The organism is Streptomyces sp. NPDC045695 (assembly GCF_056432025.1).
In genome coordinates, this window is the sequence record NZ_JBWKJU010000010.1 from 23,870 (window position 1) to 49,398 (window position 25,529).

The following is a 25,529-nucleotide window of genomic DNA, read 5'->3' on the forward strand; positions in this document are numbered from 1 at the left end:
TTGCACCGGACGAAGGAGATCAGTTGTTACGTCTTGAATCAGTGAGCAAGCGCTACGGCCGTGGCGATTGGATCCTGAGAGACGTGGACGTGGAGGCCCCGGCCGGCGAGGTCGTGGCCTTCGCGGGCGGGAACGGATCGGGGAAGTCGACCCTGCTGCGGATCGCGGTGGGGCTGTCCCGGCCAACCCGCGGAACGGTGGGCGCCCGGCCGCCCGTTGTCGGGTACGTCCCGGACCGGTTCTCCCCCAACGAACGCATGTCGGCCGCGGCGTACCTGACGCACATGGGCCGCGTCCGCGGGCTGACCACCTCGGTCGCCTCGGCTCGGGCCGGCCGGCTACTGGACCGGCTCGCGCTGGTGGGCGGCAAGCACGCCCCCCTGCGGAGCCTGTCGAAGGGCAACGCGCAGAAGGTCGCGCTGGCCCAGGCCCTCCTGGTGGAACCCGGGCTGCTTGTCCTGGACGAGCCGTGGTCCGGGCTGGATGCCGATGCCCACGGCGTGCTCGCCGAGATCATGACCGAGATCGCGGCCTCCGGCGGCACGGTGGTGTTCACCGACCACCGCGAGTCGGTGACCCGGGCCCGCGCCACCCGGACCTACACCGTCGCCAAGGGCCGCGTTTCGTTGCGTGGACCGGAGCCGTGCGCCACCGAGCGGCGGCCCGCGTCCGATGTCGTCCTGACCGCGGCTCGGGACGGCCGCGTACCGCTGGACCTCGCCTGGGGACAACTGGACGGCGTACTGACGGTGAGCCAGGACGTCACGGGCGTCAGGATGCGTGTGGGACGCGAGTCCGTCGACGCTCTGCTGCTCACAGCGCTCCAGCACGGCTGGTCCGTCGAGCGCGTCAACGGGACGACCACGAACCACCACCGGGCGCCTAACGCCGCGACGAACGGAGACATGCGGTGAGCGCGCTCATCCGCTACACCTTCGCCACCGTGCTGCACACGCAGCGCTACCTCGCCCCGCTGCTCCTGTTCATGGGTCTCATGGGCGTGCTGACCGTCAACGGCAGCGGCCCGCTGCCCCCCGCCTACGCCTCTTCCGCCGGCGCGCTGTTCGTTTGCTCGACCTGGCTGACCATCGCTCTGATGAGCCTGGACGACCCGCCGCAGCGGGCGATCGTCGTCATCACCGCGGGCGGCCGGTCGCTCACGGTCCTGCTCGCGGCGATCGGCACGGCCCTGCTGAGCTGTCTCGTCCTGATGGTCTTCGGACTGTTCTTCCCGCTGTGGATGGGCGACTACGTGGTCACCACGACCGACCTCCTGCTGGGCCTCGAGGCACAGCTCACCTGTGCCCTCGTCGGCATCGCCATCGGCGTACTGTGCTCGAAACTGGTCTTCAAACGGCAGGGATATGCGCTGGTCGCCGCCCTCGCGTTGGTGATGGGAGCCCTCTTCGTCAAGGGCATGCCTCCGGTCAACCGTCTGTTCACCTTGATGGCCACGACCCCCGACGCGGCGAAACTGCTCGCCCCCACGGGTGCCATGCTCGCGATCTCCGCGGTGATCCTTGCCGTGTTCACCGCTGCCACGCAGTTCGTCGCCGGGCGCAGGGAGTAGATCGTCGGGTCCGCGTCCGTGCCGTCGGCTCGTCGATCAGCCAGGGCGAGCCGAACGGCGGAGGAGCCGGGAAGGCGGATCGTCACACCGGTTCCATGCTGGAACGGAACGACGTGCGACGGCGTGTCTCAACCAGTGCCCGTCAGACCTTCTCCACGGCGACGCGTGAGTGGCCGGTGGTGAGCATGGCGATGTCCTCGACGTCGGACGTCAGGATGGTGACTCGGCCTGGCTGGGCGAGGGCGGTGGCGCAGAGCATGGCGTCGATGGCGTACGTGTGGCCGTGCAGCCCGGCCGCGCGCAGCAGACCGGCGGCGGACTGGGCGAGGGCCTGGGGCACCGGTTCGACCCGCAGCCGGGACAGCGTCCACTTGAGCGCGGCGTCGTTGATCCTGGGGTGGATCACCTCGACGAGCACCGAGGCCGAGGTGATCACCGGAAGATCGGCATCGCGGGCGGCGGTGAGCCACTCGTGGACTTCCCGGTCGCGCTGGACGGCCTTGGCCAGGCCCTCGCTGTCCAGGACGAGCGCGCCGCTCACGCGGCCGCCTCGGCCCCGGAGGAGGCGCCGCCGGTGAGCTTGGCCCGCTTGGCGGCCACAGCCTCCGGGTCGGCGGGGCCGTGAGTCTTGTCGAAGTCGGCGATCAGCTCGTCCAGGTTGTCACGCTCGATCTGCCGCTGCGCGGCCTTCTCCAGGTACGCGGACACGCCTCGCTTGCCGACCCGCTCACGGATCGCCTGGACCAAGCGCCTGTCGGCCTGGTTCCCCGCGTCGGAACGTCCTGCCCGTCCCGGAAACCGCCCGTCGTTCTGCTCCCGCACCGCTGCAGACCGACCTCATCCCCGGGACCGAGGGAATCGAGGCGCGCGAGCCGCCTGGAGTAAGATCACTCACCGGAGAGAGGAGCTCTCCGACCGGCGCTCCCACGCGGCCACGGAGGAGCAGGAATTCCGGCGACACGCGGTCGTCCCGCAGAAAGCGACAAGATCCGTAGAGCTCTTGATGACGGTAACGCGTCTGCCGCACCGAGGGCGGGTGCCCAGCGGTACCGCCCGACTCATGGACTGGCCCCTGCTTCTGCACGGAGACGAGCAGCGGACCGTGTTCGCCGTCGAGTCTGAGCGCTCCGTGCCACGAGACCGCCCGATTCGCCATTACGGAGCTCGCGCGCGGTGTGGCGACTGCTGCTCGCCTTGAGCTGCACGTCGAACCGACAGCGCCGCACCCGTCGGGGGCCTGAGGCGACGACAGTGACATCGAGGCAGTCATAGTCGACCTGCGGGTCGCTCAGGTAGCAGCCGGCGCCATTGGCAAGCAGCGCAAGAGCGTGATAGCTGGCGCGCTCCTTGTGAGCATCAGCAGTCATGCCCGCACGGCGAAAGGCGTCTCCACTCACCCTCAGGTACCCGCCCCCGCATCGCCGTTGCGTGCATACATCGCTACGGTGCGCCGACCTAGCGAGGGAAGCCTAGCGGGGCCTGGCATCGCCCGGTGCCGAAACGACTGGATCTTGAAAGTCCCGAGATCGCGGCGCAACGGGTCAAGGGCTTGGCCGACTGGCCGTCGGGTTCGCTGCCGGCACTGGCCACCCAGCCGGGGGCGCTGCACATGCTACCTGCGGCCGTCGAGCAGCTGATGAGCTAGGGCGCCGCTTGATCGCCCGGATTGGCATCCAGTCACCGTGCTTCTGAGGCAGGCAGGTTCATGAGCGGTTCGAGGAACGGGCTCGGGCGGCCGTGCCAAAAGATGGCGAGACTGTCCCGGGACCGAGTGGCTGCGACGAAGAGGAGAGAACGAGCCCGCTGGAGCTCGCGCCGGTAACGGACAGCATCCGAGCCGCGCAGCTGGTGCACCGCTTCCCGAGGTACGAGACCGTCCCGGACCCCCGCGATGACCATCCGCTGGTACTCAAGCCCCTTGAAGCGGAACATCGTGCCGATGTGGACGCCCTCGTCTCCACGGGGGCCCTCAGGACCGATCTCGACGGCCTTGATCCCCTTGTGGGCAAGAAGGGTGTAGGCAAGCTGGCTCGCCATGGCATTGGTCGGAACGCAGATGGCGATCTGGGCGGGCGGTGTCGGCAGGGCGATCCAGTCGGCGAGAAGCGCGGCGATCGACTCCTGCTCGGACTCCCAGTCGTCGCAGCCGTACAGCTGCGGAATACCTCCGGTGAGGACGGACCTGTACCCGGCCAGGTCCTCGGTGCTGCCGTCCAGGTCATCGAAGCTCTCGCCGCTGAGCACACCGAGTGCGGAGCCGAGGATCTGCCGGGTCGTTCGGTAGCTCAAGGTCAGCTTGGCCGAACGCCCGCGGATGTGAACCCCGAGGCTCCCGAGCGTGACTTGGTTGCCGTAGATGCGCTGGTGCGTGTCGCCCACGAGGAAGATGTCGTTGGCGGCACGCGGTGCCATCGCTCGCAGCAGCTTCCAGTGCGCGGCCCGCAGATCCTGGGCCTCGTCGACGATGATGTGCTGGAAGCGGTGGCGCAGCCAGCCCGCGGAGCCGGCCTGGAGGTGGATGTTATCCAGCCCGCCCGCCTCTTCGCGCTGACGCTCGATGATCTGGATGCGACGCTCGCGGTCCATCTCGAGCCGGGCCGCGCGCTCGGCGACCTGCTCCCAGGTCTGCCGTCCGAGGCGGTCGAGTCGCTGGGTGAACCGCTCCGCGAGCTGCCAGATCTCGGCGCGCTCGGCCCGCGCGATGTTCTTGCCCCGGCCGGCGCGGCGTGCGCGGAAGTACTCGGTCCGGGACGCGACGGCCTGTCCGAGGATGACCTGGGTCCACTCGTCGTGCAGGAACTGGGCGTCCCACCCGGTTTCGCCGAGTTCGTCGAGCATGGCACGCCATTCACGCAGTGCCTGGCTCTCGTCGAGGGTCTGCTTGGAGCTTCCCGGTTCGGCCTCCCGTACGACCCGCAGCGCGAGCTGGTCGACGTGGCTGATCTCCACGCGTGCCAGCAGTTCCTCGCCGCCCAGTTGGAGCAGCCGTGACTTCAGGTCGGCGGCAAGGTTCTTGTTGTACGTGGTGAGGAGTACGGGCTTGTTGCGGCCCGGGGGCAGTCGGTCCACCAGGTGCTTGACCCTGTGCAGGGCCACGATGGTCTTGCCGGTGCCCGGCCCACCCCCGACCCGGGCGGGACCCGAGTACTCGCGTTCGACGAGCATGGACTGGGTCGGGTGGAGGAAGACCTTCCAACGGCCGAAGTCGCCGCCCTCCAGCGCTTCGCGCAGGGCCTCGTCCGTCGTCGTGACCATGGTGGCCGGCCGCTCGGCAGCGGCCCGGAAGTCGTCGGTGTCGACCGGGTCCGGGGCGGAGACGGGATGGGTGATCTGCTCCAGCACCGCCTCGTACGACGCACCGTCGTGGAGCGCGAGGAGGACTTCGGAGGTGAGCTGAGGGGCGTACTCGGCGAGCCCGAGGAGCTGATCCTCGGTGGTCAGGGTCCGGACGACCGGTACGAGCGGTCCGGCTACGCCGAGTTCGGTGAGCTGCTCGTCGGAGAACGCGGCGAACAGCGGGACGGGGACCGGCTCGGCTGCGGGAGCAGGGGTGGGCTCGGTGGGGGCGGTGGTAGACCCGGGGGCCGCCGCGCGGCGAAGGACGCTTTCCTCGATGATTTCGAGGTCGACGTACTCGATGCCGCCGGTGATCCGGTTGATGCCGTACGAGAGCCGATCGAGCTTCTCGTACGCCTCCTTGCGGTGCTTGACGGAGACGATGAGCCAGTCCGTTTCGGCCAGGCGCAGCAGCAGGACCCTGTACTCGTCGTTGATACGTGCCGACCAGAGTCGGTCGTGGCCTTCGAGCTGCTTCAGCCGCAGGCCCCGGAGCTGAGGATTCTCCTTGAACTTGTGCTGGAAGTCGTAGATCGCGCCCTTGACCGCACGCGGCAGCCTCAGGATCTCCTTGTCCGCCTTGTCGAGCAGACGCAGGGTCACGCCTGTGGTCGTCATCGCTGCTGGTCTCCGTCGTTCGTGTCCGTGGCTTTGTCCTCCGCTGCGTCGAGGAGGTCTGCAATGTCCTGGGGGGAGCAGGAGGCGGCCGTGCGGATCCACCAGCCCGCCGAGGTGAAGGCCTTGTCCCGGTCCTCCGCATCGTGGTCCCGTTCACCGTCGGACGGCCGGTGGGCCGTCACCACGGCGATGCGAGCGGCGGGCCAGGCGAGTTCGGCCATCCAGCCGTGCTCGTCCAGCTCGTAGCCGACTTCCGGCGTCGCCACTCCGAGTGCGAGAAGCCCTTGGGTGAGGGGAAGCAGCCCGGGCTCCTCCGGGTCGAGGAACTCCAGCACCTGCTCCCAAACGGCGTCCTGAACGGTATCGGAGGGCTGGGCCGGCTGAGACATGGGGATGGTCGGGCCTGGCGTTCCATCAAGGATCCCGGCGGGGTGTGCCGTGTCGGCGGTCGGGCGCTCGACCCGCTGGGATTCGAGCCATCCCGCACCACCCGTGACGGCGAGGCCATCGGTGCTGAAGCCGTCCAGCAGACTGGTCGTCAACTGGACGCTGTCACCGCCGCCGTGCTCCAGGAACTGCAGCACGTTGCTCCAGTAGAGCCAGCCCTGCCAGCGCCGCTTGTGCCCGTCCTCGTCCGACAGGGCCTGGTCGCGGTCATCAAGCAGGGCCAACGCGGTCCACATCGGCGGCCGGTGGCGGCCGTCCGCCGCAGCGGCCAAGGCGCACCCCGCGGCGTCGACTGCCGCCAGCACCTGCACCGGACCCTGGGGACCCTGCGGAGCGTCGCCCCGCAGGGCGGCGAGGAGCTGCTCACCGACCGCTTGCGGATGCAGTGGAGCGATCCGGGCTCCGGCGCCTAGCAATCCGGCGACGGTGGCCTCGGCACGCTGCTGCCACAGCGCAGCGTCCGGAGCACGCAGATGAGCGATCAGAAGCTCCGCCGGATTCACCCACACAGTGGCGGCCAGTTCGCCGGCCAGACCGCCGTGCACGCCTGCGTAGAAGTCGCGGGCACGCTTCTGCCCTTGCTCGCCGTAGGGCACCCAGACCGGGTGCTCCGGCCCCGCGCTCGCGTACCCCGTGTCGCGGACGCGAGTCCGCCAGTCCTTTACGTCGTAGTAAGTGAGCTGGAAGACCCGAACCCCGTCGGCGCGCAGCCGGGTGCGCTTGACGGCGTCGTCGGCCAGCCTGTCCTTGTGCTTCGGCCCGGCGTGAAACTCGTACCCGTCGAGGTAGAGCGCGATCCGCGGACCGGGTGCATCCGTGCGTTCGAAGAGGACGTCGGGGCGGGTGCCGTCGAGAATCCTCTGCTGGGAGACACGCCAGCTGACGGTGGCCCCGTCAGCGCCGGTCAGGCGCAGGTCCAACGAGTACGTTCCGGCCGTGGTCGTGTAGGCGTCCGCGCTGGCCTTGGCCGAGGGCTGCTGGGCCCATTCGCTCAAGGTCTCCAGGAACATGACCTCCAGATCGCTCTCGGCCTGCTGTTCCAGCGGGATCTGGTGCGTGGCCGCCACTGGTGAGGTGACCCAGTCGCTGCCGTCGGCTCCCAGTAGCTCGTCGAGCATCTGCCGCACCTCATTGCGGCTGACCTTGTCGTAGTCGCCGGCCGGCACGCGGCGCAGCAGACAGCGGTGGCAGCCGTCGAGGCCCTTCTCGATGCACGGGCAGCTGTCGATGACCTCGCGAGCCTTGAGTAGAACCTCGCGGAAGCCCTCGGAGGTGGCGAGTCGGTGCAGGTAGCCGGTGCCCCCCGGCAGCCGGTCGTAGACGACGAGGAATCGGCGAGGCCATTCCGCGTCGTGGCCGTCCGGCATGGACGCGGCGGTGATGTCGATGTGGTCCGGGTCGCCGCCGTAGCGTGCGGCTATGCCCACGAAGAGGGCGGCGGTGAAGGACGCCAAGCGTTCCTTGACGCGGGCGACCGATGCGGGGAGCAGGATCCGGACGGCCTCGGTGGTCAGCTCGTGGGCCAGGAGCAGGGGCACGTCCTCGCCCTTCCCCTGGCCTTCCGGGCTGCTTGTACGGACCTTGCGACGCGGGCACCACAGTTGGTGGTGAGCACTGGCCTTGGTCGCCGCGGCGACGGATTCGGTGAGTGCGTCCTGGTGGTGGTCCACGACAGGGCGTCCTTCGGAGGTGGCGCCACCGCAACTTGTGCAGACGTAGAACGGGTTGATGCGCACATCCGCCCCAGCCAGAGGCACGGTGCTGCTCCCGTCCTGGCGGTCGAGGCCCAGGTTGAGCGTGCGTACCACCGCATGGCGGGTGAAGTCGACGCCGAACACGGCGGTGTCGTGGCGCCAGGAGCCCGCAGCCAGGTGTACGGGGTCGATGTCCACGGTCGTGAGGACCGCGTACCTCTTGCTGTCCCGCTCGTCCTTGTCGTCACGGACCCGGGCGTCGTCCCGCTTGTCGCGCGACATGACCCGCTTCGGTTCGAGCACGCGCTGGACACAGCCCGCGTCGGCGATCTCGCGGCCACCGCACCGGGGGCAGGGCGAGGCGTCGGCTTGTGCGTTCTCCGTCCGGGTGTAGCCGCACGCAGGGCACAGCCGCCACACCGACCAGGCGCGGCGTTCCGGGCTACCGATGTCCAGGGCCCGGACCACGTGCTTGTAGCCGTTGACGTAGAAGCTGTTGCCGGGTGCCAGCTCCGAGAGGGCCGACCGGCGTGAGCGCTCGTAGTCCCGGACCTCGCTGTGGTAGGTCTTCTTGGCCCCTTCGGTCTCGGGTTGCTCGGTCCAGTAGAGCGTGGCCTCCAGCTGGGTGGTGGTGTCCGAGAGTGTGTAGTTGGGCAGGAGTCCCAGCTCGACGAGGGCTCCGTGGGCGCTGGTCTGGTTGAGGTCGCGTAGCAGGTTGCCCGTCGCGTAGCGCTCGGCACGCAACTCGCGCCACTCGCGTTCCTGCTCGGGGTCACTGCGTACGAGCTGGTCCATGGCCGTGTCGATGGCGCGGATCCGGCGGCGGAGTTCCTCACCGCGGCCGGTCCATTCCTCTTCGGCCTCCTGGAGCGCCCGTACGATCCCCCCGCTTGCGTACTTCCGCAGTTCCTCGGCGGCCTGGTCGGACACGCCGGTGTCCGGTCGGCCCGGGAGCGTGGGGAAGAGCTCCAGGAAAGCTTCAACGAGCGCGGCGCCATGGGCGAGGGCCGCATCCGCGAGCTCCTGGCACCAGGCAGTGCTGCCGAACAGCGCCGATACCAGACGCGGTGCGGGCTGCAGCTGTTCCCCATCGCTCGTGGTGAGCCGGCCCCGGGCCGCGAGGTCCAGGAGGTGGGCCGTGTACTGGCGGCGCAGGATCTCCACTGCGGAGAGGTAGCAGCCGGGCGGCACGATGTCCCCGGCGATCATCTCCCGTGGCTCGTCGAGGTAGTACAGGTCGCGGGCGCGACGGCCACCGAAGGCCACCACCAGGGCGTTGCCGGTCTTGCGCCCCGCGCGTCCCGCTCGCTGCACGTAATTGGCAGGGCCCTTCGGGAGCGATCCCAGCAGCACGGCGGACAGGTCCCCGATGTCGATGCCGAGTTCCAGAGTGGGAGTGCAAGAGAGCACGTTCGGGTCGGTGTAGTGGGTGCCGTCGCGGAAGGTCCGCTCCACCCGCTCGCGCTGGGGCCGGGTGAGCATGCCGGTGTGCTCGGCCGTGACCACGCGGAAGGTGCCACCCGTCCGGTAGAGGTGGCGGTAGTAGTCGTCGCGGTAGTCGCGCGGCCGGGGGCCGCCGAAGCTGGTGGCACCGGAGGACGACACCGTGGCCAGACCCGGCTGCGGCGCGGTGATCTGGCCACGGCACCGGTACCGGGGGCAGGGGTGCCCGTACCAGCGCGTCCGCCGGGACGGGTGCACCACCTGCTCCCAGCCGCAGGCCTCGCACGAGACGAAGGCCTTGTTGACGATGTCGTCCTCGAGCAGCCGCACCTCGACATGGCCGGGCTGCAGGCCGTAGACCTTGGTCGCCCGGTCCTGCGACGTGCGCACTGCTAGGAGGCCCTCGTCGACGAGTACGGGCAGCAGCCGGCGTAGGTACTCGGCTGCCCCCGGGGTGTCGAGCCCCAGGCAGCGACGTGCCCAGTCCTGGTACCAGCCGGCCTTGGCCGTCGTCGAGTCGAAGTCGGACTTGCCCTTCTCGCCGTCGAGCAGGAACCGAGGCGCGGCCACGCTGTTGGGGAACGCCGGCATCCCGTCGGGCCGGCCGCCCCAGATCTTGAACCGGGTCACCCCGGCGTCCTTCATCCAGGGCTCCAGCCAGCGGTGCCGGAGCCCGCCGCGCAGCCGAATCCGCTCCAGCAGTCCGCGTACGAAAGCCAGATAGCGTTCGGAGGTCGGCAGGCCGGTGCCGAGCATTTGCCCGGGCAAGGTCATGTGGACGTCACGGGCGAGCATCGTGATCCGGTGCTGGTCCTCGATGACGACCTCGGCGGCCGCCGTCCGGGTCAGCTCCAGGGTGCGGCCCTGCCGGGAGCGGAGCCCGAACTCCATGACAGTGGCGAAGGCGAGCCGTTCGCCGATGAACTTCCAGGTCCGCAGGTCGCCCGTGCCCCGCCCGGAGAGCAGACGGTCCACACCGGGCTCGTCGTAGAGGTCGGGCGGCACGACGGCGGCAAGGGCCTGCGGGTCCTCGACGGAGTCGAGGACGTTGCCGATCAGGTCGTTGAGGGCCACGGGCCGGCCGGACTCGTCCAGGTTGCGCGCGAGCAGCGAGCGCAGCGAGAACGTGAACGAGCGGTTCGCCACGTAGCCCGCACGGTGGGCGGCATCCTGGGTCGAGTCGTTGAACAGGAGGGTCTTACGCTCCTCCGCTTCGAGCGCGACCTCCTGCCCGGTGAAGAGCTGGGTCACCGTCGCCGCGGCCAGGGCCGCCAGCCGCGTGCCGAGGAAGCGCATGGCGTTGTCGGTGTCGCAGGCAGGGCAGCGCTGATCGACGGCGGCTTTGTCGGCGGCCTTCTTCTCCGTGATCGCCAGGACGAAGCAGGCGTCCTGGAGATGCCCCTCGTCCTGGATCACCGGCAGTCGGTACGTGCCCTGCGCGCCATCCAGGATCAGTGCCGGCAGCTGCCCCCCGGCCGTCGCGGGGCGGGACTGGCTCATCGCCGCGAGCGTGTCCTGCTGCTCCGCGGCCGTGGCGGCGATGAAGTACCGGACCCGCCGTTTGTCCCGGCCGACACTGGCGCGCCAGATCTTGTCGTGGGCCATGACGAGCTGCTGGGGATCGGCCTCCGGGGAGATGGCGGCCCAGCCGGAACGACCGCAGTTGCGGCAGTACACGGCGGGCAGCCGTACGCTCGCCTGCCGGACGGTGGTGTCCGCACCGATCGCGGACTGCGCCCGGTGCGAGCGGGTCACCTGCCCGATCTGAGCGGCCTCGGGCTCCTCGCCGCCGTCGGCGGGCATCACGGGCAGGGCCGAACGGCGCGCGCGATCGTCCTCGTACCAGTGGAACTCCGGCTTTCCGGGACCGACTCCGCGCAGGATCCGACCAACGGGCCGGACCCACAGGTGAGTCTCCACATGGAGCAGCGGGCGCGGGCGGCGCTCGTCCGACTCCGGATCGCGGGCGGCGGACAGCAGGGCCACGAACCGCGCGAGGGCTGCGAGGGCAAGGCGGGGATTCTCCCGGGCGGTCCGGCCCCAGGCGTAACCGAACCGGCCCAGCCGGTCGCGGAGTTCCCATTCACTCAGGGGATCCCCGTCGAGGAGGGACAACACCCCTTGGGTGAAGTCGTGCTGCTTGAGCAGTCGCCCGATCTCGAAGGCGGACAGACCCTGCTGGCCCAGCATCCGCGCCGCAAGGGCGTTGAGATCGAGCTTGTCCGGACGCGACACCACATCGGGGCCGCCCGAGCAGGAGATGACCTCCTCGGGAGAAGGCGGCTCCGGCAGCGCATAGTTCACCGCTCCGGTGAACTGCTCGGGCGTCATCCGTTCCTCGCCCACCACTGCGTCCGAGGGGAACGGTATCCCGAAGACCTGCGCGGCCACCTCCAGGATGCCGCCGGGCCCGGATCCCGGCCCGGCTTCGCCGAGGGTCGCCGACGTCGCCACCGGGCAGATCGAACCGAGAGGACGCCCGGGCTCGCTCTGGCCCGTGGTCATCGCCAGGCGGCGCAGCAGCATGGCGACGTCCGTACCCTGCGCCCCGTCGTAGGTGTGGAACTCGTCCAGCACCACGTACTGGATCCGGGAGTCCTGCCACAGCGCACGGTCCTCGCTCCGCTGGAGCAGGAGGTCGAGCATCTTGTAGTTCGTGATCAGCAGGTCGGGAGGCGACTGCCGCATGTCCTCGCGCCGGGTCATCACCCGGCGGAAGTCCGTGTCCGGGCGGTCGCCGATGTAGAGCCCGGCCGTCACTTGGGCCAGTTCCGGCTGCGCGAGGTAGTCGCCGATGCGGCCGGCCTGGTCGGAGGCGAGCGCATTCATCGGATAAAGCAGCACGGCCTTGACCCCGCCGCGGCCGAGGGCCTTCTCGCGGCGGCAATGGTCGAGAACGGGAACGAGGAAGGACTCGGTCTTCCCGGACCCCGTCCCGGTTGTGACCAGCGTGGGCAAGGCCGGCCCGTGGAGCGTACTCAGTCGCTCGTACGCCTTCGCCTGATGCCGGTACGGGGTGAATCCCGGGTCCCACTCCAGGTGCTTCTCCCACCCGGCCGCGGCCTTGTGGAAGGGAGTCCTGATCCGCAGGTAGGGACCGCGGAACATCCCGCTCTCCGGATGCTCCAAAAACCGCTCCAATGCCCGGCGGGTGTCCTCGTCGGTGAGCGCGTAGGTCGTCGTGAGGTACTGGGTGAGACTGCCCCGCAACTGCGCGGCGGCCAGCGTGGGCCTCACGACGTTCTCCTCTGCTTCGTACCAGGTCGTTGAGCTGGCTCAACGGTATACGGACCTGACGACATCGTTCCTGGGTATGCAGGCCAGCCACTGATTCCGGCCAGTGCGTGGCCGGTGCCCGTCCGATGCCCGCCGGTCGGCAACGGATCCTCGTACAGTCTTTGCACCTGTGTGGTGATCTTGGGGGAGCGGTACACATGACCGATACGGAGCGTCCATATCCCGTTGCGGAGTTTCTGACGGCGGTGCGCGCCGAGATCCTCGCGGAGCACCGGAACGACGCCGAGGGTGCCGTGAAGGTCGAGCTCTCCAAAGGGCGGCTCCTTTCGTACTCCGAAGGGGCCCGCGAGTATCTCTTCGAGTGCCGGAACTGGCACGACAGTCTGGACGGTGTTCCCGTTCTCGCCCGGCCGTCCAGCTCCCGGAAGGCTTGGGCCCCGGCCGAGGCCTCGCGCGCCCCGGACGGCACCGTACGGCTCGTGACGAAAGCCGACTTCGGGGCGGCGCCCACCAACATTCAGATCCGCAAGGACGACTCGTCCAACTGGGCCGCCCTCTCCGAGGGTCTGGAGGCGGTCGGCCAGCAGGACAGTCCCATCGACGCAGGGCACGCCGGCTGGCTGGTCGGCCGCGGTACCCCTCGCACCGGCCGTGCCGAGAACCCGGGGCAATGGGTGGCGGACTGGGCAGGGCTACAGCTCAACCCGCGTCAACGTGACGCCGTCGCGCAGGCGCTCGCCAGTGAGGTGCTGTTCCTGTGGGGACCGCCCGGCACCGGCAAGACGGACGTCGTCGGCCATATCGTCGAGGGCAGCTTCCGCCAAGGGCTCAAGATCCTCTTCCTGGCTCCGACGAACGTTGCGGTGGATCAGGCCCTGGAGCGGATGTGCTCCCTCCTGGAGCACGAGGAGGGTTTTGCCGAGGGGATCGTCCAGCGGGCCGGGAACATCGTCCTGCCGTCGCTGCGCAGCCGCTACGGAGACCAGGTCGACCCGGGCAGGATCGCGGCCCTGCTCGTGGAGAGCATCGACCGGCAGATCAGCACGGCGGCCGACCAGCTCAAGGGCGCGAGAGCGGCGCTGGCCCTCCACGACCGGATACGGGATCTGGAGTCGGACCTGGCCACCGCCGTGGGGGAGACGGCCGCGGCCGGCCGCGACCAGGCCGCAGCGGCCCGGACGGTGCTTGCAGCGGATGCGGAGGCCGCACAGCTGCGGTTGGCGATCGACAAGGTGGGTGCGCCGGCAGGCTTTCTCGCGGAACGAAAGGCCGCGAAACTGCGAGATCTCCACTCCGCCCTGGCGGACGAAGCGTTCCGCGCGGCACAGGCCAGGGAGGTCGTCGCGAGCGCGGCCCGTCGCCATACCGCAGGTGGACAACAGGCAGCCGAAGCCCGCCGCGCCCTGCCCGCTGCCTACGCCGCCGTCGTGGGGATACCGCCCAGGGAGACCGTCGCCGAGAACGCTGCCTCCCTCCAGGTGCGACTCGACGAGCTCGACCGGAAGCGCAAGCGCATCCACGACGAGGTCCGGTCCCGCTGCCGGGTGCTCGGAGCCACCGTGGCCAAGGCCGTCCAGTCGAGGAAACTGCTCGACGAGATCGACGTCGTGGTGATCGACGAAGCCGGGATGGTCAACCTGCCCTCGGCCTGGTTCGCCGCCGGCCTCGCCCGCAAGCGGGTGATCGTGGCCGGGGACTTCCGCCAGCTCCCCGCCGTGACCAAGGGCGACGGGGACCGGCAGGCGAGCGAGGAAGAACAGGCCCACTCGCGAGAGTGGACGGCGCGGGACGCCTTCCACGCCGCCGGACTGGTCGACCCGTCCGGGCGGGTACTTCAGGACCCGCGCCTGGTGGCGCTCGACACCCAGTACCGGATGCGGGAGCCGATCTGCGCGGTCGTGAACGAGGTGGCGTACCCGGACGCGCCCCTCAAGACCGGGCGCGGCAACACCAGCCGACTGCCGTTCGCCCCGCTCATCGACGCCCCGGTGATCCTGATCGACACCTCCGGCCGCCGGATTCCCGGCGGCGGCCGCAAGCCCCACATGACGAACGCCGTCCACGCCGCCGTCATCCACGAGCTCGTCCGCGGACTCCAGTACGAGGGCATCCTGCCCGGCCGCAAGTGGCAGGACGTCCCCGAGGGGGAGCGGGCAACCGACCGGCTCGCCGTCATCTCCCCGTACCGCGAGCAGGTCAAGGCGCTCAAGAGCAGCCTCACCCACCGGTTCGGGGAGGACTACGACGGCCTGGTCGACACCGTCCACCGGTTCCAGGGCAGCCAGCGCCCCGTCGTGCTCCTGGACACGGTCGCGGGCGCCGGAAAGGATCCCGGCTTCTTCTACAGCGGAACCGGGCTGTCCTCGCAGACCTGCCGCCTTCTCAACGTCGCTCTCAGCCGGGCCCAGGACCACTTGGTCGTCGTGGCGGACGTCGCGTTCCTGCGCAAGCACCTGGCCCCGCACAGCGAGGCCCTGGCGATGGTCGACCACCTGGAGGCACACGCGCAGACCATCTCCGCCGACCAGCTGATCCCCATCCTGGACGCCGACCAGCTGGCCAACCTGTCGGAAGAGGAGCTGGTCCGGCCCGCCTTCTTCGAGCACAGCGAGGTCGAGGCCGCCGTCGAGTGGGACGTGGAACGGGCGCAGCACAGCATCGAGCTGTACTCGGCGTTCATGGACAGGGCGCCGGTGGGCCGATGGGCCCGACTGATCGGACCGAGGACGGCGGCCGGCGTCCAGGTCACGGTCTTCACCCGCCCACCGGAGGAGCAGCAGGAACCCTCCCGCGTGGCGCGGCATCGGGAGCTCGTTCAGCAACTGGAATTCGCCGGCTGCCGGGTCGAGTTCCGGGACCGCATGCACGAGAAGGTCCTCATCCTGGACGGTTCGGTCCTCTGGCACGGTTCGAAGAACCTGCTCGCGAACATCGGGCCGACGGACCTGATGATGCGCTACACCGACCCTGCCTCGTGCGCCCGCGTACGGAAGCTCATGGAGCAGACTCGTATGGAACGCCCGGCGCGAGCGCCGTGGCGCCCGGCGGAACAAGCCGCTCCGGCGCTGCCCGAGGTGCCGGCCCAGCGGGCGCAGACGCCGGACAAGGTGTACCCGGGACTGGTCCGGGATGGCCGGCTGTACCTCAAGGTGCCGTACGAGCAGAAGGACGAGGCGAAGCGCCTGCTGAGCGCGAAGTGGGACAAGCAGGCGGGGCACTGGTGGGTCGACGCGGCCAAGATCACGCGGGAGCAGGCGGCGCGCTGGCTGCCGTAGGGGGAACTGATGCAGGGGAAGCGGTACGACCAACGCGTGCTCGTGCTGGTCGAGGTGCGGGGGGAGCAGCGCGACTGGGACGAGGCGGAGCGGGCGTTCGACCAGCAGGGCTGGCCGGTCGTCGCTGCCTTCGCCCGGGGTGAAGGTGCCTCGCAGGGCGTGCTGAGCGCGGATGCCTCGGCGCGACTGTACTCCGTCGAGGTGCGGTTCTTCGGAGCCCGCAACCGGCGCACCGAGCAGGCGGCCGAATGGTGGGTGCAACGGCTGGCACGGAGAACCAGGCTGGAGATGTACGCCCGACGCTGTGAGCCGGTGGACCGCGATCGGGAGCAGCTGACCGGCTGGCGGGCACATACGGTGGCTCACAGGCCACCCCGTGTGCCCGATCCGAGGCCCTTGACGCCGATGTCACGGCTGCGCCGATCCACTGCGATGGCACGCGCGCGCCTCTCCGAGGGTTCCGGTCGGCACGACACAGGCACCTTGGTGAGGGGGACGGCCTCGGAGGCCCTGCGGCTGTCGCGGATGGACCTGCCCGGAGGTTCCGTCCCCGAGGCCGCCATCGATGTGCGAACACGCCATGGCCGGGAGCGAAGGCACATCGTGCAGCGCCGCGAGGAGGACCATCAGCGTGTCACGTCCCGCGTCATGGCCTGGACGTTCGCCATGCTCTTCTGCGTGGTCGTCGCCCGGCAGGCGAGCGGTGCGCGAACGTGGGTCTGGGGCACCGCCGCGGTGTTGTGCCTTCTGTGGTCCGCTTGGTTGACGCGCGGCGTGTTCGCGGAGGGGGGCCGCGTGGGGAGCCTCCTCACGTGGGGCGTGGTAACCGCGTTCCTCCTTGCCGTCGCCTTGGGCGCGGACATGGGGGAAACGAGGGGCTGGACCCCAGTGCAAGTACTGTCGGTCTTCGCCGTCACGGCTACGTCTACAGGAATCTGGCTGCTGGTCCGCCAGTGGACGTGGGGCGAATGGCTCGCCTGGGCTGCACCGTTGCTCTTCGCGCTTGTCGCGTCCTGTGTTGTGGCTTCCGGGTCGGTGATGCACGCGCTGTACGCCGACAGCCTCGACATCACACCCGATGACCTCGATGTCCCAGCGTTGTGGCAGGCCGCGTCGGCGCTCAAGCTCTTGAGCTTTCTGAGCTTCGCCTTGCTCGTGCCGGCCTTGTGGGGCATCGCGAAGCACGTGCACGCGTCATTCGTCAGCCCCGTCGAGCGGTTCGGTGTCCTGTCGTACGTGGTTGCCCAGGTGGCGGTGGTGCTGTTCTGCACGTTGGGAGCGCTGGACTCGGCGGGGGACGCGGTGAAGGAGCTCCGTACGGCTGCGGCCCAGAAGGCGGAACTGCCTTCCTATTTCGGGGTGGAGCCGGAGTGGATGTGCGTGGAGCCGACTGTCTTGGCGGCGAAACTCAGCAGCCGGGGCGGCATCCTGCGACCCGAGCGGCCGTACGTCTCCTTCGGCGAGGCCGGAGGAACGGTGTCCTTGTGGGACGAGCCGGCAGGCAAGGCGTTGCAGATGCCGGCCGAGCAGGTGCGCCTCGTCCCGGCGGCGGACGGCAGGGTCCAGTGCACGTTCTCGTACGAGAGTCTGCCGAAGGGAGACTGACCCGCGTCAGTCTGCGAAGAGATCGTCGAGTCCCAGCGACAGTTGCTCTCCGATGACGGGTTGCCGGGGCTCGGTGGCGGTCGGGGAAGTCACCGGGGGCGGCTTCCTGGCCTGACGCTTGTTGGCTCCACGGGAGTTGGCGCGCCGTTGCCGTTCCCGAACGGCCTCTCCGGGGTGTCGCCCGTCCCCGAGCTCCGCGGCGATGGTCACGGAATAGCCCTCCGCGGCACGCTCCTCACCGAGTGCGAGCAGGTCTTCACGGGTGGTACCCACGGTCCCGGCCAGCCCGTGTTTCACGAGCTCGATGAACTGGCTGTTGATCAAGTGCCGGTCGGCGTAGTCGTAGCCGAGACGCCTGCCGCCGCCGGGCCCCAGGGTGCAGTCGTCCTGGAGGAGTAGATGGACGTAGGAGAGCGGGAGGTACATGCCGGCTGCCGGTCCGCCGGGGTCGCCTCGGCCGTCCTCGGGCCAGTAGGCGAGCTTCACGAAGCAGGGGTCGCTGCTCAGGCGCCAGTCGTGCGGGGCGTACGCCGGGCGGCTCAAGCGCGCGACGACCTCCAGCCGGTCCAGCTGGCCGCGCAGACGGTCGTCCACGTAGATCCAACGCTGCACGGACGGCAGCCGTTTGTATTGGACCAGCACGAAACTGTGGGTGGCCTCGTGGTAGTAGATCAGGTCACTGCCGAGCCGTGCCTCGACCGGTGTGGCGTTGACGTTGGCGACCTCGATGCGTCGACCCTGGTGCTCGAACACGTGGATGTCGCAGCGGAAGTCCGAGCGGTCCCAAGGCTGGAGGAACCTTGGTTCGGCTACGGAGTGGGCGGCATCGTGTTCGATGAGGCTCTGCTCGGTGGGCTCGGGGATCAACCCTGCGAGGTAGGTGTCGTGCGGGCTCCGGGGCCTGCGCCAGGCACTGAGGGGGGCCAGGGGGAACTCGGCGATGCTGAGCGCCAGCCGTGCGGAGTCGTACTGCTCCTGCCAGGAGCGGTCCTCGACGCGGGAACTGTCGAAGGGGGCTTGATCCGCGACGCTGCTCAGACGGTCGAGGAGCTCGGCGAACCGCGGCCCGAGCTCGCGCAGCGCGGCGACGAGGCGCTCACCGAGTTCGTCGTGCAGTACGACGACCTCGTTGAAGAGCATCCCGGTGAGTTCCTCGGCATCCATCCGGGACAGCGAGGCCGTCACCGCGGCCAGCTCCACCGGGGCGGGGCTGCGCCACAACGGCTCCACCTTGATCAGGGCGTCGCGGGTGCCGACCTTCCGGCCCTTGGGGTGCTTCACCACACCGAGCCAGCGCAGCTGGTAGGCCGGATGGGCGGTGCCTGCGGAGGAACGGACGCGTGCGAACACGAGGGCCACCTGAGGTGACAGGTCTCGCGGCCGCAGGGAGAACCCCATGGTCTTGCTCTTGAACTGGTCCAGCTGTAACTGCCAGTCGATGTCGTCGAGTTCCTCCGACGAGAGGGAGATCGCGTAGACCATGGGCGGAAGCCTATTGGATCACTCGTCCGGTCGGGCGGTGTTGATCTCCGCCCAGACGGTCTTGCCGGGGGCGGCTTGGCGGGGTGTGACGCCCCAGCGGGTGGCGAGCGCCGCTACGAGGAGCAGGCCGCGGCCCGATTCGGAGTCAGGGGTGGGGGCGACGAGGGCGGGGATGCGCTCGGTGCGGGTGTCGGTGACCTCGATACGGATGGTTGCGGCGTCGGGGTTGACGGTCAGGCGGAGGCGGAAGTCCCGGCCGGGGACGTGGCCGTGGCGCACGGCGTTCGCGGTGAGCTCGGCGGCGATGAGGGTGGCGGTGTCGTTGGTGGCGGAGTTGTAGGGGTAGCCCCAGTCGTGGAGTCGGTGCGAGACGAGGCGTCGGGCGAGCCGTGCGCCGCGTGGGGTGGAGGTGAAACACATGTCGAACTCGTGGGTGGAGGTGGGCAGTGCGGGGGAGAGCTGGATCGGGGGAGATGTGGGCTTCATGCGGCTAACGGTGGCGTTGCGTGAGTAACGTTGACCAGGAGTGACGCACTGACGGGTGGCGGCTGTACGCGTCGGCGCGGAGGGTGTCGGCGGTGTGGGGCGTGACCGGCGGGACGGCCGGGGCGTTGGGCGCGGGAGGCGCGGATCGTGGACGAACAGCAGGCGGAGGCCGGGCACGATGCTGAGGCGGGGACGGGCATCTTGCTCGTCTTCGGGCGTCAGCTGAAGCGGTTCCGGGAGTGGGCGGAGTTGGAGCGACCGGAGTTCGGGTCGAGGACGGGGTACTCGGCTTCGACCATCGCGGCGTTCGAGCAGGGGAGGCGGATCCCGCCACCGAAGTTCATCGATCAGGCAGATGAGCTGTTGGGCGCGCGCGGCATGTTGATGGATATGAAGGAAGAGATCGAGCGGGTGCGGTACCCGGCGTTCTTCCGGGGTGCGGCGAGGCTGGAGAAGGAAGCCGTGGAACTGCACGTGTACGCGGTGCAGGCGGTGCCAGGGCTGTTGCAGACGGCGGAGTACGCACGGGCGGTGTTCGTCATGCGGCGGCCCCTGTTGGATGAGGCGACCGTCGAGGAACGGGTCGCGGCCCGCTTGGCCCGGCAGGAGATCTTCTCCCGGACGCCTATGCCCACTATCAGCTTTGTCATCGAGGAGTCCGTGCTGCGTCGCCCCCTGGGTGGGAAGGACGTGATGCGGGGCCAGCTGGAACACGTGCTGCTGGTGGGACGTCGCCGCAACGTCGAGATCCAGGTGATGCCGACCGAGCGCGAGGAGCACGCAGGGTTGGCTGGTCCGTTCACCTTGATCGAGACGAGGGAAGGGCGGAGGATCGCCTATGTGGAGGTGCTCAAGGACAGCCGTCTCCACACGGAGCGGAAGTCGGTACGGGAGATCGAAGAGCAGTATGGACTCCTCAGGGCTCAGGCCCTCACTCCGCGCGAATCGCTGGCCGTTGTCGAGAAGTTGCTGGGAGAGACATGAACATCGCAGAGTCTGAGCGTGCCGTGCCGGAATCCGCCTGGTTCAAGAGCAGCTACAGCAGCGGTGAGGGCGGGGAATGCGTGGAGGTCGCGAACGCCGCCGGTTCGGTCCACGTCCGCGACTCGAAGAACAAGGCCGGGGCCATGCTGAGCTTCGACGGGCAGCAGTGGACGACGTTCCTCGCCTTCGCCTCGCACTGACCCACGCGACAACGGGCCGCGCCAACCTCGGTTGGCACGGCCCGTTCGTGTTCCTACGCGTCAGCCTTCACGGGCGGTGTCCACCGGCCGGCAGCGATCTCCGCGTCGAGCCGAGCTGAGAAGTGCGCGTGCGCGGCCCGCATCTCCGTCTCACGGTCGGCCTTGTAGAAGGGCGGGGTGTACCCCTCGGGCGGCGGGACAATGGCCGGGTTGTCCAGATGGTCGAGGAGCGCCGGGTAGGTTTCTCTGGTCTGGCGATTTCCGTACGAGTACGGATCACGTGCGATTCGGCGTCCCTGGGCATCGAACCACATCTCAGCCTCTCGGTCGGCGAGAATTGTGTAACGAGATTTATAGATGGCGGAGAGCTGATCTGCAGAGATCCCGAGCCAGACTGATACAAGTGCATCGAGTTCCACCAAAGCTGCGCGTCGCTCTTCCTCGGAACGAAGCGGTGTGGTGCACTTCCATTCTTTGCTGAGGTTTTGCGTCAGTGGTGAGATGCTCGGCCAGTCTATTGCCCATTCCTCGTAATGGGGCCAGCTGGGGTGGAATAGTTCATTCCAAAGTGGTGAATATGCCGAGGTGAGGCAGTTGAGTCGCAATGCCCGGATCAGTAGGGGATCGCAGAGGGGGTGATCTGTCGTCGGTGCGGGCATTTTCTGTGCCTCGATCCCCCGTAGATCGGCACGACCGGTGATTCGGAGCAGGTAGTCCAGTGGTAGCGATGCCCAGAATCCTGAGTTAAGGGTTGTGGTGCGGTTGTCGATGCAGGCCATAGAATGCACGGCATCGACGTGAGTGGGGCCTGGAGGGATGAGAGCTGAGAACAGGCTGCGTTCCGTATTCTTGGGGTCGATCATTCGTCGCCATGCCAGCCTGAAATACTCGGTGTAGCGTTTCTCGCCCCAGCGGTCCTGGGCGTCTCTGTACTCTTCGTTGGTGCAGGCGCGTGCATAAGTTGTTCGCGGTAGGGCTTGGGGCGAGAGGGAGGTCAGGTCCCAGTTCACCCAATCCTTTCCGTTACGCATGGGCGAGTTTGGCTGCTTGGTGAACGGGGTGGCCGGGGAGAAATGGGTCCCTTGGAGGATTGCCTCATTCCAATTGTCTGGACTATCGACTGTGTGGTGAATATATCCATCCTTCTTGCTTGTTGCCTCATGGAATCCAGAGCTTATGAACGGATTGCTGCTGCCGAGTCGGCTCTTAAACTCGGCCAGCGCCATGATGGCTCCCTGCTCTGAGACGGTGGCAGGGTAGAGGATCTGGGTGTGGCTGATAGGGTCGTTGGGCTCGCCGTTCAGCTTTTTCCATTCCGCGAGAAGGCTTTCGGTAACCTGAACTACACGTGCTCGGTGTGGCCTAACGTCCCACTTTCCGGCAAATTTCTGAGCCGGAATTTCGCCGGACCCGTCATGAATTAGAGAGTCCGTGAGGACTTCTGCTGATCTGAGCTGGCTAAGAGTAGAGAAACTGATGTCGCGTTGAGATTGTCCGTAAATATGCATCCCGAAGCCGACGGTTCGGTCGATCTCGAATGCCCAGTTCGCTGAATTTACGAAGCTCGCGTGCAGTCTCAAATGGTGATAAGTTGCAGCGCGAAGCCGCCCCTCCTTGACGCCTGCCAGATGGGTGTCTGGGTGAAGAATTCCGGCCATGCCTAGGTGGCCAAGATGCCACCACACCTGGCACATGAATGCCCTGTATAGATTAGGTTGCGTGCCGGAGATGAGCGGGTAGGTCGATGCGGACCCCAGCATGGATACGATTCCCGCATTTGTTGCCAGTTCGCCAAGGATGAAGTTGCCGCTGCCACCTCTGTTGGAAAGTAGCTCATCTCTGCGGAGTCGCCATTCGGACTGACTGGGTTTGTCTGTCAGCATGAACCACGGTTCCAGTTCGGCAAGAACGCGATCTTCTTGCCATCTCGGTCGCACCCAAGGCGGGTTGCCGACTTGGAGGTCGTAGCCGCCTCGTTCGAAGACCTGGGCGTACTCCAGCTCCCAGTGGAAGAAGGCCTGTTGGGAAGCGATGTTCTTGGAATGGGCCGCCCAAGGGAAGCGGGACTCCAGCCAGTAGGACCGATCCATGCCCATGAGGTCCGGGAGGGCGTCCTCGTACGGGGTCAGTTCCGTCAGGGACTCGAACACGGCGACCAAGGACTCCGACGGAACATCCTGTGTGCCCAGCAATGACTCCGCGAAGTCGAGCCAGTCGTCCAGGTTCGCCAGGGGGATGACCGCGCGGCGCTGCTCGGTGATGGCTTCTTTGCGGCGGCCCGTTCGGCGCTTGGCCACGTCCTCCTGGGTGAGGGAGAGCTGCCTGGCCTCGGTGTCGAAGCCGGGGAGGGCTTCTTCCTCCCAGGACATCAGGACGCCGGCGTCATCGTCCTCGGGGTCCGACACGGCTACCTCGTACGCCGCCGACTGTTCCGCCAGCTCTGCCGCGTGGCGGTAGCGGGGGTTCGTGCCATCCAGGAGGGACGCTTCCTGGACCGGCCAGAACCACAGGGCGCACCAGGTGTCCATCAGGGTTTTCAGGCGCCAGTACGGGGTGTCCACCGCCTCAAGGTCGGCCAGGATGTCCTCGCGCTGCATCGCTTCGACCGGCTGGCGGAGCCAGTCCGGTTCGGCTCCCCAGACGTCGATCTTGCGGCTGATATCGCGTTCGGAGATCTCCAGGCGGCGGACCACCAGCTGCCACAGGTACTCCGCGCGGCGGGCCAGGCCCTGGAGGCGGGTCGTCTGCTTCGCGGACGGAGACTTCGTGATCGCCTTGCGCCAGGCGGCCAACGCCTTCGCTTCCTCCGGGGCGAGGGCCTTCGCCTCCTTCTCGACGGCGACCGCGCCCCACTCCTTCGCCGGGAGGAGGAAGTGGTGGACCGAGCCAGAGGGGAGACCGTTGGCGGCCTCTGTGAGGGGGAAGCGTTCCGGGGTGGTGCCCAGCCAGCCGCCCTTCTTCAGGCGCTCCGCGGAGTAGATCTCACGCCGGCCGCCGATCAGGGAGTTGCCGCGCCGCAAGTGGAGGCCGAACCACGGGGCCTCCATGCCCGGGTGCATCGTGTTGAGCCAGAGGGAGACCTCGGCCAGTTCGACGGCGGTCGAGTTGAGGTCCACGCCGTACGCGTTGTGCAGTGCGATGTACGCCTTGGCCTTCTGGAACTCCACCGGGTACTGCTCGGTGTCGATCGCCTGGCCGGTCTCCTCCTGGCGGCGGCGCAGGTACTCCGCCGCGACCTGGTTGATGGCCTCGTTCAGGAACGCGCCCGAGCCCAGGGCCGGCTCGCAGATCTTCCAGTCCAGGAGTTCGCGGGCCTCGGTGATCGTGTCGTCCTGGTCCAGGCGGTGCTGGAGCGCCAGCTGGACCGTGACCTTGGTCAGGGATTCCGGGGTGTAGTACGAGGCCGAGGTCTGGCGGTCGCGGCCCGAGAGGCGGTAGACGAACGAGCCCGGGCGGTAGCGGACCCGGACATCGGCGCCCGTCTCCTCGTCGCGGCGGCGGACGAAGACCGAATCGGCGTACTCGTCCGCCTTCGAGGCGGGGACCAGCCAGGAGCCGTCCTTCGGGTCGCCGTTCTTCGCGACCTCGTACAGCTCCTCGCCCGCGATGAAGCCCGCGTACGACATCAGGCCCTCGTACACCGCACCCAGCTGGTTGATGCCGAGCTGCGCGTACGAGATGAAACCGCCGCGCTCGCCCTTCTTGCCGCGGGTGAGCATCAGCTTCCGCAGGACCTTGTACAAGGTCGCGTTGCGCAGGCGCGTGTCCAGGTAGCGGGGCTCGCCGTCCGTGTCGTCGTCGTGACGGGGGTCGCGTACAGACTCCGCGCCGATCAGGCGGATCGACTCCGGCTCGAAGAGCTTCGAGTGGAGCGGCTCGAAGCGGAGGCCGATGTCTTCGGATTTCGCAGTCTCGGACTCCTTCTCCGCCACCCCGTGCGTGCGGCGCGGGCGGTAGCCCTCCTGGACCTTGCTGAAGAGGAGGTCCAGTGACTCGTACAGGTACACGCCCTCGCGGGCCTTCTCGCCCACCAGGTCCCGTTCCGCGACCAGTTCGCCGAGCCGGCCCAGCCCGTACCCCTGGTGGTACTCCGGGTAGTCCGACGGCAGGATGCCCAGCTCGGGGCGGGCCTCCGCGTACAGGAGGAACAGGATGCGGTAGAGGTAGCGGAGCGACTCGCGGGTCAGCTGTCGGGAGAGCTCCGGGAGCTCCTTCACATCCTCCAGGCGGATGCCCTCGTGGCTGGTGATGCGTTCCAGGACCTCGTTCGCGATGAGCTCCACCGATTCGCGCAGGCCGTCTCGGAGCTCGGAGGAGACGCCCACAGCGTGCTTCGTCGACTTGTCGACGAGGCCGGCGAGGGGGTTCTCGCCGCCCTCCTCCGGGGTGCGGAGGGAGTCCGCGCCGAAGAGAGCCGCCAGGGTGTCGAGTTCCTGGCCGTCCTTGGTGTTGTTGCGGTCCAGGGCCGTGTCCAGCGAGGCGGCCAGGTAACGGCCCTCGCCCCACGCCGCCCGGTCCGCCAGGACGATCACACCGCCGGCCAGGAGCAGCACGTACCGCGGCGCGTCCTCGCTCGCGAACAGGAACGAGGCCAGCTTCGAGCCCGTGCGGAGGGAGGTGGACGCGTCCAGGGAGATGGGGAGCAGCAGTCGGCCGGGGCCGTCCGGGTCCAGGGCCGCGTCGGGTTCGGCCGCCCAGCCGCAGTCCACGGCCACCAGGCCCGGTTCGGCGTGCGCGACCGGGATCTCGTACGTGTGGTCCGCCCGCGAGACCGTCAGGGTCTGCGGCTTGGCGTCGTAGCCCAGGGAGCGGAGCACCGAGGCGTTGAGGGAAGCGGCGCGCTCACGCCACTCGGGGGCGTCGTACGTCGTCGCGTCGTCAGCCGCGCCCGCCGCCGCCTCCGCGAAGAAGGCGCGCGTACGGAAGTACGGACGGCGCAGGGCGCGCAGACCCAGGCGGGGAGTGACCGGGAGGGCTTCCGGGTCCGCTTCCTGTTCCTGGTCGGAGTCCGACGAGGACTTGGCTTCCTCCTCGCGGGTCTTCCAGGCTGCCAGCAGCCCGGACTTGAGGTCCTTCGGGAAGACCTCGGCCAGGTAGTGCGCGGAGAAGTACTCGCCGCGGTTGACCAGGGAGTCGTACGTCATGTGGTTCT

The 25,529-nt window shown here is 68.5% G+C and carries 14 protein-coding genes; 7 read left to right on the plus strand and 7 right to left on the minus strand.

Features of this window, described 5'->3' with window-relative positions:
- The first annotated feature begins 83 nt into the window (after positions 1-83).
- Positions 84-914, plus strand: a complete 831-nt coding sequence (locus AC07DU_RS18915; protein ID WP_479112429.1) for an ATP-binding cassette domain-containing protein — start codon at positions 84-86, stop codon at positions 912-914.
- Positions 911-1,570, plus strand: coding sequence for a hypothetical protein (locus AC07DU_RS18920; RefSeq protein WP_479112431.1), 660 nt, complete (start codon positions 911-913; stop codon positions 1,568-1,570). Before AC07DU_RS18915 ends, AC07DU_RS18920 begins: the two co-directional genes overlap by 4 nt.
- A gap of 142 nt (positions 1,571-1,712) precedes the next feature.
- Here the strand turns inward: AC07DU_RS18920 and AC07DU_RS18925 are convergent, their stop codons facing one another.
- Positions 1,713-2,111 carry a DNA-binding protein gene (locus AC07DU_RS18925; RefSeq protein WP_479112433.1) on the minus strand — a complete coding sequence of 133 codons (399 nt, stop codon included), beginning with the start codon at positions 2,109-2,111 and terminating at the stop codon, positions 1,713-1,715.
- The gene (locus AC07DU_RS18930; protein WP_479112435.1) at positions 2,108-2,317 is read right to left on the minus strand and encodes a hypothetical protein; all 210 of its coding nucleotides are present in this window, start codon (positions 2,315-2,317) and stop codon (positions 2,108-2,110) included. The genes AC07DU_RS18925 and AC07DU_RS18930 overlap by 4 nt, the downstream gene beginning before the upstream one ends.
- Before the next feature lie 745 nt (positions 2,318-3,062).
- Here AC07DU_RS18930 and AC07DU_RS18935 point away from each other — a divergent pair.
- The gene (locus AC07DU_RS18935; protein ID WP_479112437.1) at positions 3,063-3,215 is read left to right on the plus strand and encodes a hypothetical protein; all 153 of its coding nucleotides are present in this window, start codon (positions 3,063-3,065) and stop codon (positions 3,213-3,215) included.
- A gap of 32 nt (positions 3,216-3,247) precedes the next feature.
- On the opposite strand, the gene AC07DU_RS18940 is transcribed toward AC07DU_RS18935, so the two are convergent.
- Both AC07DU_RS18940 and AC07DU_RS18945 read right to left on the minus strand, forming a co-directional pair.
- A complete protein-coding gene (locus tag AC07DU_RS18940) occupies positions 3,248-5,524 on the minus strand; it encodes a UvrD-helicase domain-containing protein (RefSeq protein WP_479112439.1) in 2,277 nt (758 codons plus the stop codon).
- A complete protein-coding gene (locus AC07DU_RS18945) occupies positions 5,521-12,345 on the minus strand; it encodes a DEAD/DEAH box helicase (RefSeq protein WP_479112441.1) in 6,825 nt (2,274 codons plus the stop codon). Before AC07DU_RS18945 ends, AC07DU_RS18940 begins: the two co-directional genes overlap by 4 nt.
- A 197-nt stretch (positions 12,346-12,542) precedes the next feature.
- On the opposite strand from AC07DU_RS18945, the gene AC07DU_RS18950 reads away from it, so the two are divergent.
- Together AC07DU_RS18950 and AC07DU_RS18955 are read left to right on the plus strand one after the other, a co-directional pair.
- On the plus strand, positions 12,543-15,620 hold the full coding sequence (locus tag AC07DU_RS18950; protein ID WP_479112443.1) for an AAA domain-containing protein: 3,078 nt from the start codon (positions 12,543-12,545) through the stop codon (positions 15,618-15,620).
- 36 nt (positions 15,621-15,656) lie between these two features.
- A complete protein-coding gene (locus tag AC07DU_RS18955) occupies positions 15,657-17,225 on the plus strand; it encodes an NnrS multi-domain protein (protein WP_479112445.1) in 1,569 nt (522 codons plus the stop codon).
- Positions 17,226-17,231: 6 nt separating this feature from the next.
- On the opposite strand, the gene AC07DU_RS18960 is transcribed toward AC07DU_RS18955, so the two are convergent.
- Positions 17,232-18,707, minus strand: a complete 1,476-nt coding sequence (locus AC07DU_RS18960) for a hypothetical protein (RefSeq protein ID WP_479112447.1) — start codon at positions 18,705-18,707, stop codon at positions 17,232-17,234.
- 18 nt (positions 18,708-18,725) lie between these two features.
- The gene (locus tag AC07DU_RS18965; protein ID WP_479112450.1) at positions 18,726-19,193 is read right to left on the minus strand and encodes an ATP-binding protein; all 468 of its coding nucleotides are present in this window, start codon (positions 19,191-19,193) and stop codon (positions 18,726-18,728) included.
- 147 nt (positions 19,194-19,340) lie between these two features.
- Here AC07DU_RS18965 and AC07DU_RS18970 point away from each other — a divergent pair, with 147 nt between their 5' ends.
- Together AC07DU_RS18970 and AC07DU_RS18975 are read left to right on the plus strand one after the other, a co-directional pair.
- Entirely contained in the window at positions 19,341-20,177 is an 837-nt protein-coding gene (locus AC07DU_RS18970) for a helix-turn-helix domain-containing protein (RefSeq protein ID WP_479112452.1), read from the plus strand.
- On the plus strand, positions 20,174-20,377 hold the full coding sequence (locus tag AC07DU_RS18975; protein ID WP_479112454.1) for a DUF397 domain-containing protein: 204 nt from the start codon (positions 20,174-20,176) through the stop codon (positions 20,375-20,377). The genes AC07DU_RS18970 and AC07DU_RS18975 overlap by 4 nt, the downstream gene beginning before the upstream one ends.
- A gap of 53 nt (positions 20,378-20,430) precedes the next feature.
- On the opposite strand, the gene AC07DU_RS18980 is transcribed toward AC07DU_RS18975, so the two are convergent.
- Complete coding sequence (locus tag AC07DU_RS18980; protein ID WP_479112456.1) at positions 20,431-25,521, minus strand: class I SAM-dependent DNA methyltransferase; 5,091 nt, start codon at positions 25,519-25,521, stop codon at positions 20,431-20,433.
- Positions 25,522-25,529 lie beyond the last annotated feature (8 nt).

What these genes read in the sequence shown, in the direction of transcription:
- AC07DU_RS18940 (WP_479112439.1), bottom strand. Translation starts at nt 5,524, where the DNA reads ATGACGACCACAGGCGTGACCCTGCGTCTGCTCGACAAGGCGGACAAG.
- AC07DU_RS18950 (WP_479112443.1), top strand. Translation starts at nt 12,543, where the DNA reads ATGACCGATACGGAGCGTCCATATCCCGTTGCGGAGTTTCTGACGGCG.
- AC07DU_RS18960 (WP_479112447.1), bottom strand. Translation starts at nt 18,707, where the DNA reads ATGGTCTACGCGATCTCCCTCTCGTCGGAGGAACTCGACGACATCGAC.
- AC07DU_RS18965 (WP_479112450.1), bottom strand. Translation starts at nt 19,193, where the DNA reads ATGAAGCCCACATCTCCCCCGATCCAGCTCTCCCCCGCACTGCCCACC.
- AC07DU_RS18975 (WP_479112454.1), top strand. Translation starts at nt 20,174, where the DNA reads ATGAACATCGCAGAGTCTGAGCGTGCCGTGCCGGAATCCGCCTGGTTC.
- AC07DU_RS18980 (WP_479112456.1), bottom strand. Translation starts at nt 25,521, where the DNA reads ATGACGTACGACTCCCTGGTCAACCGCGGCGAGTACTTCTCCGCGCAC.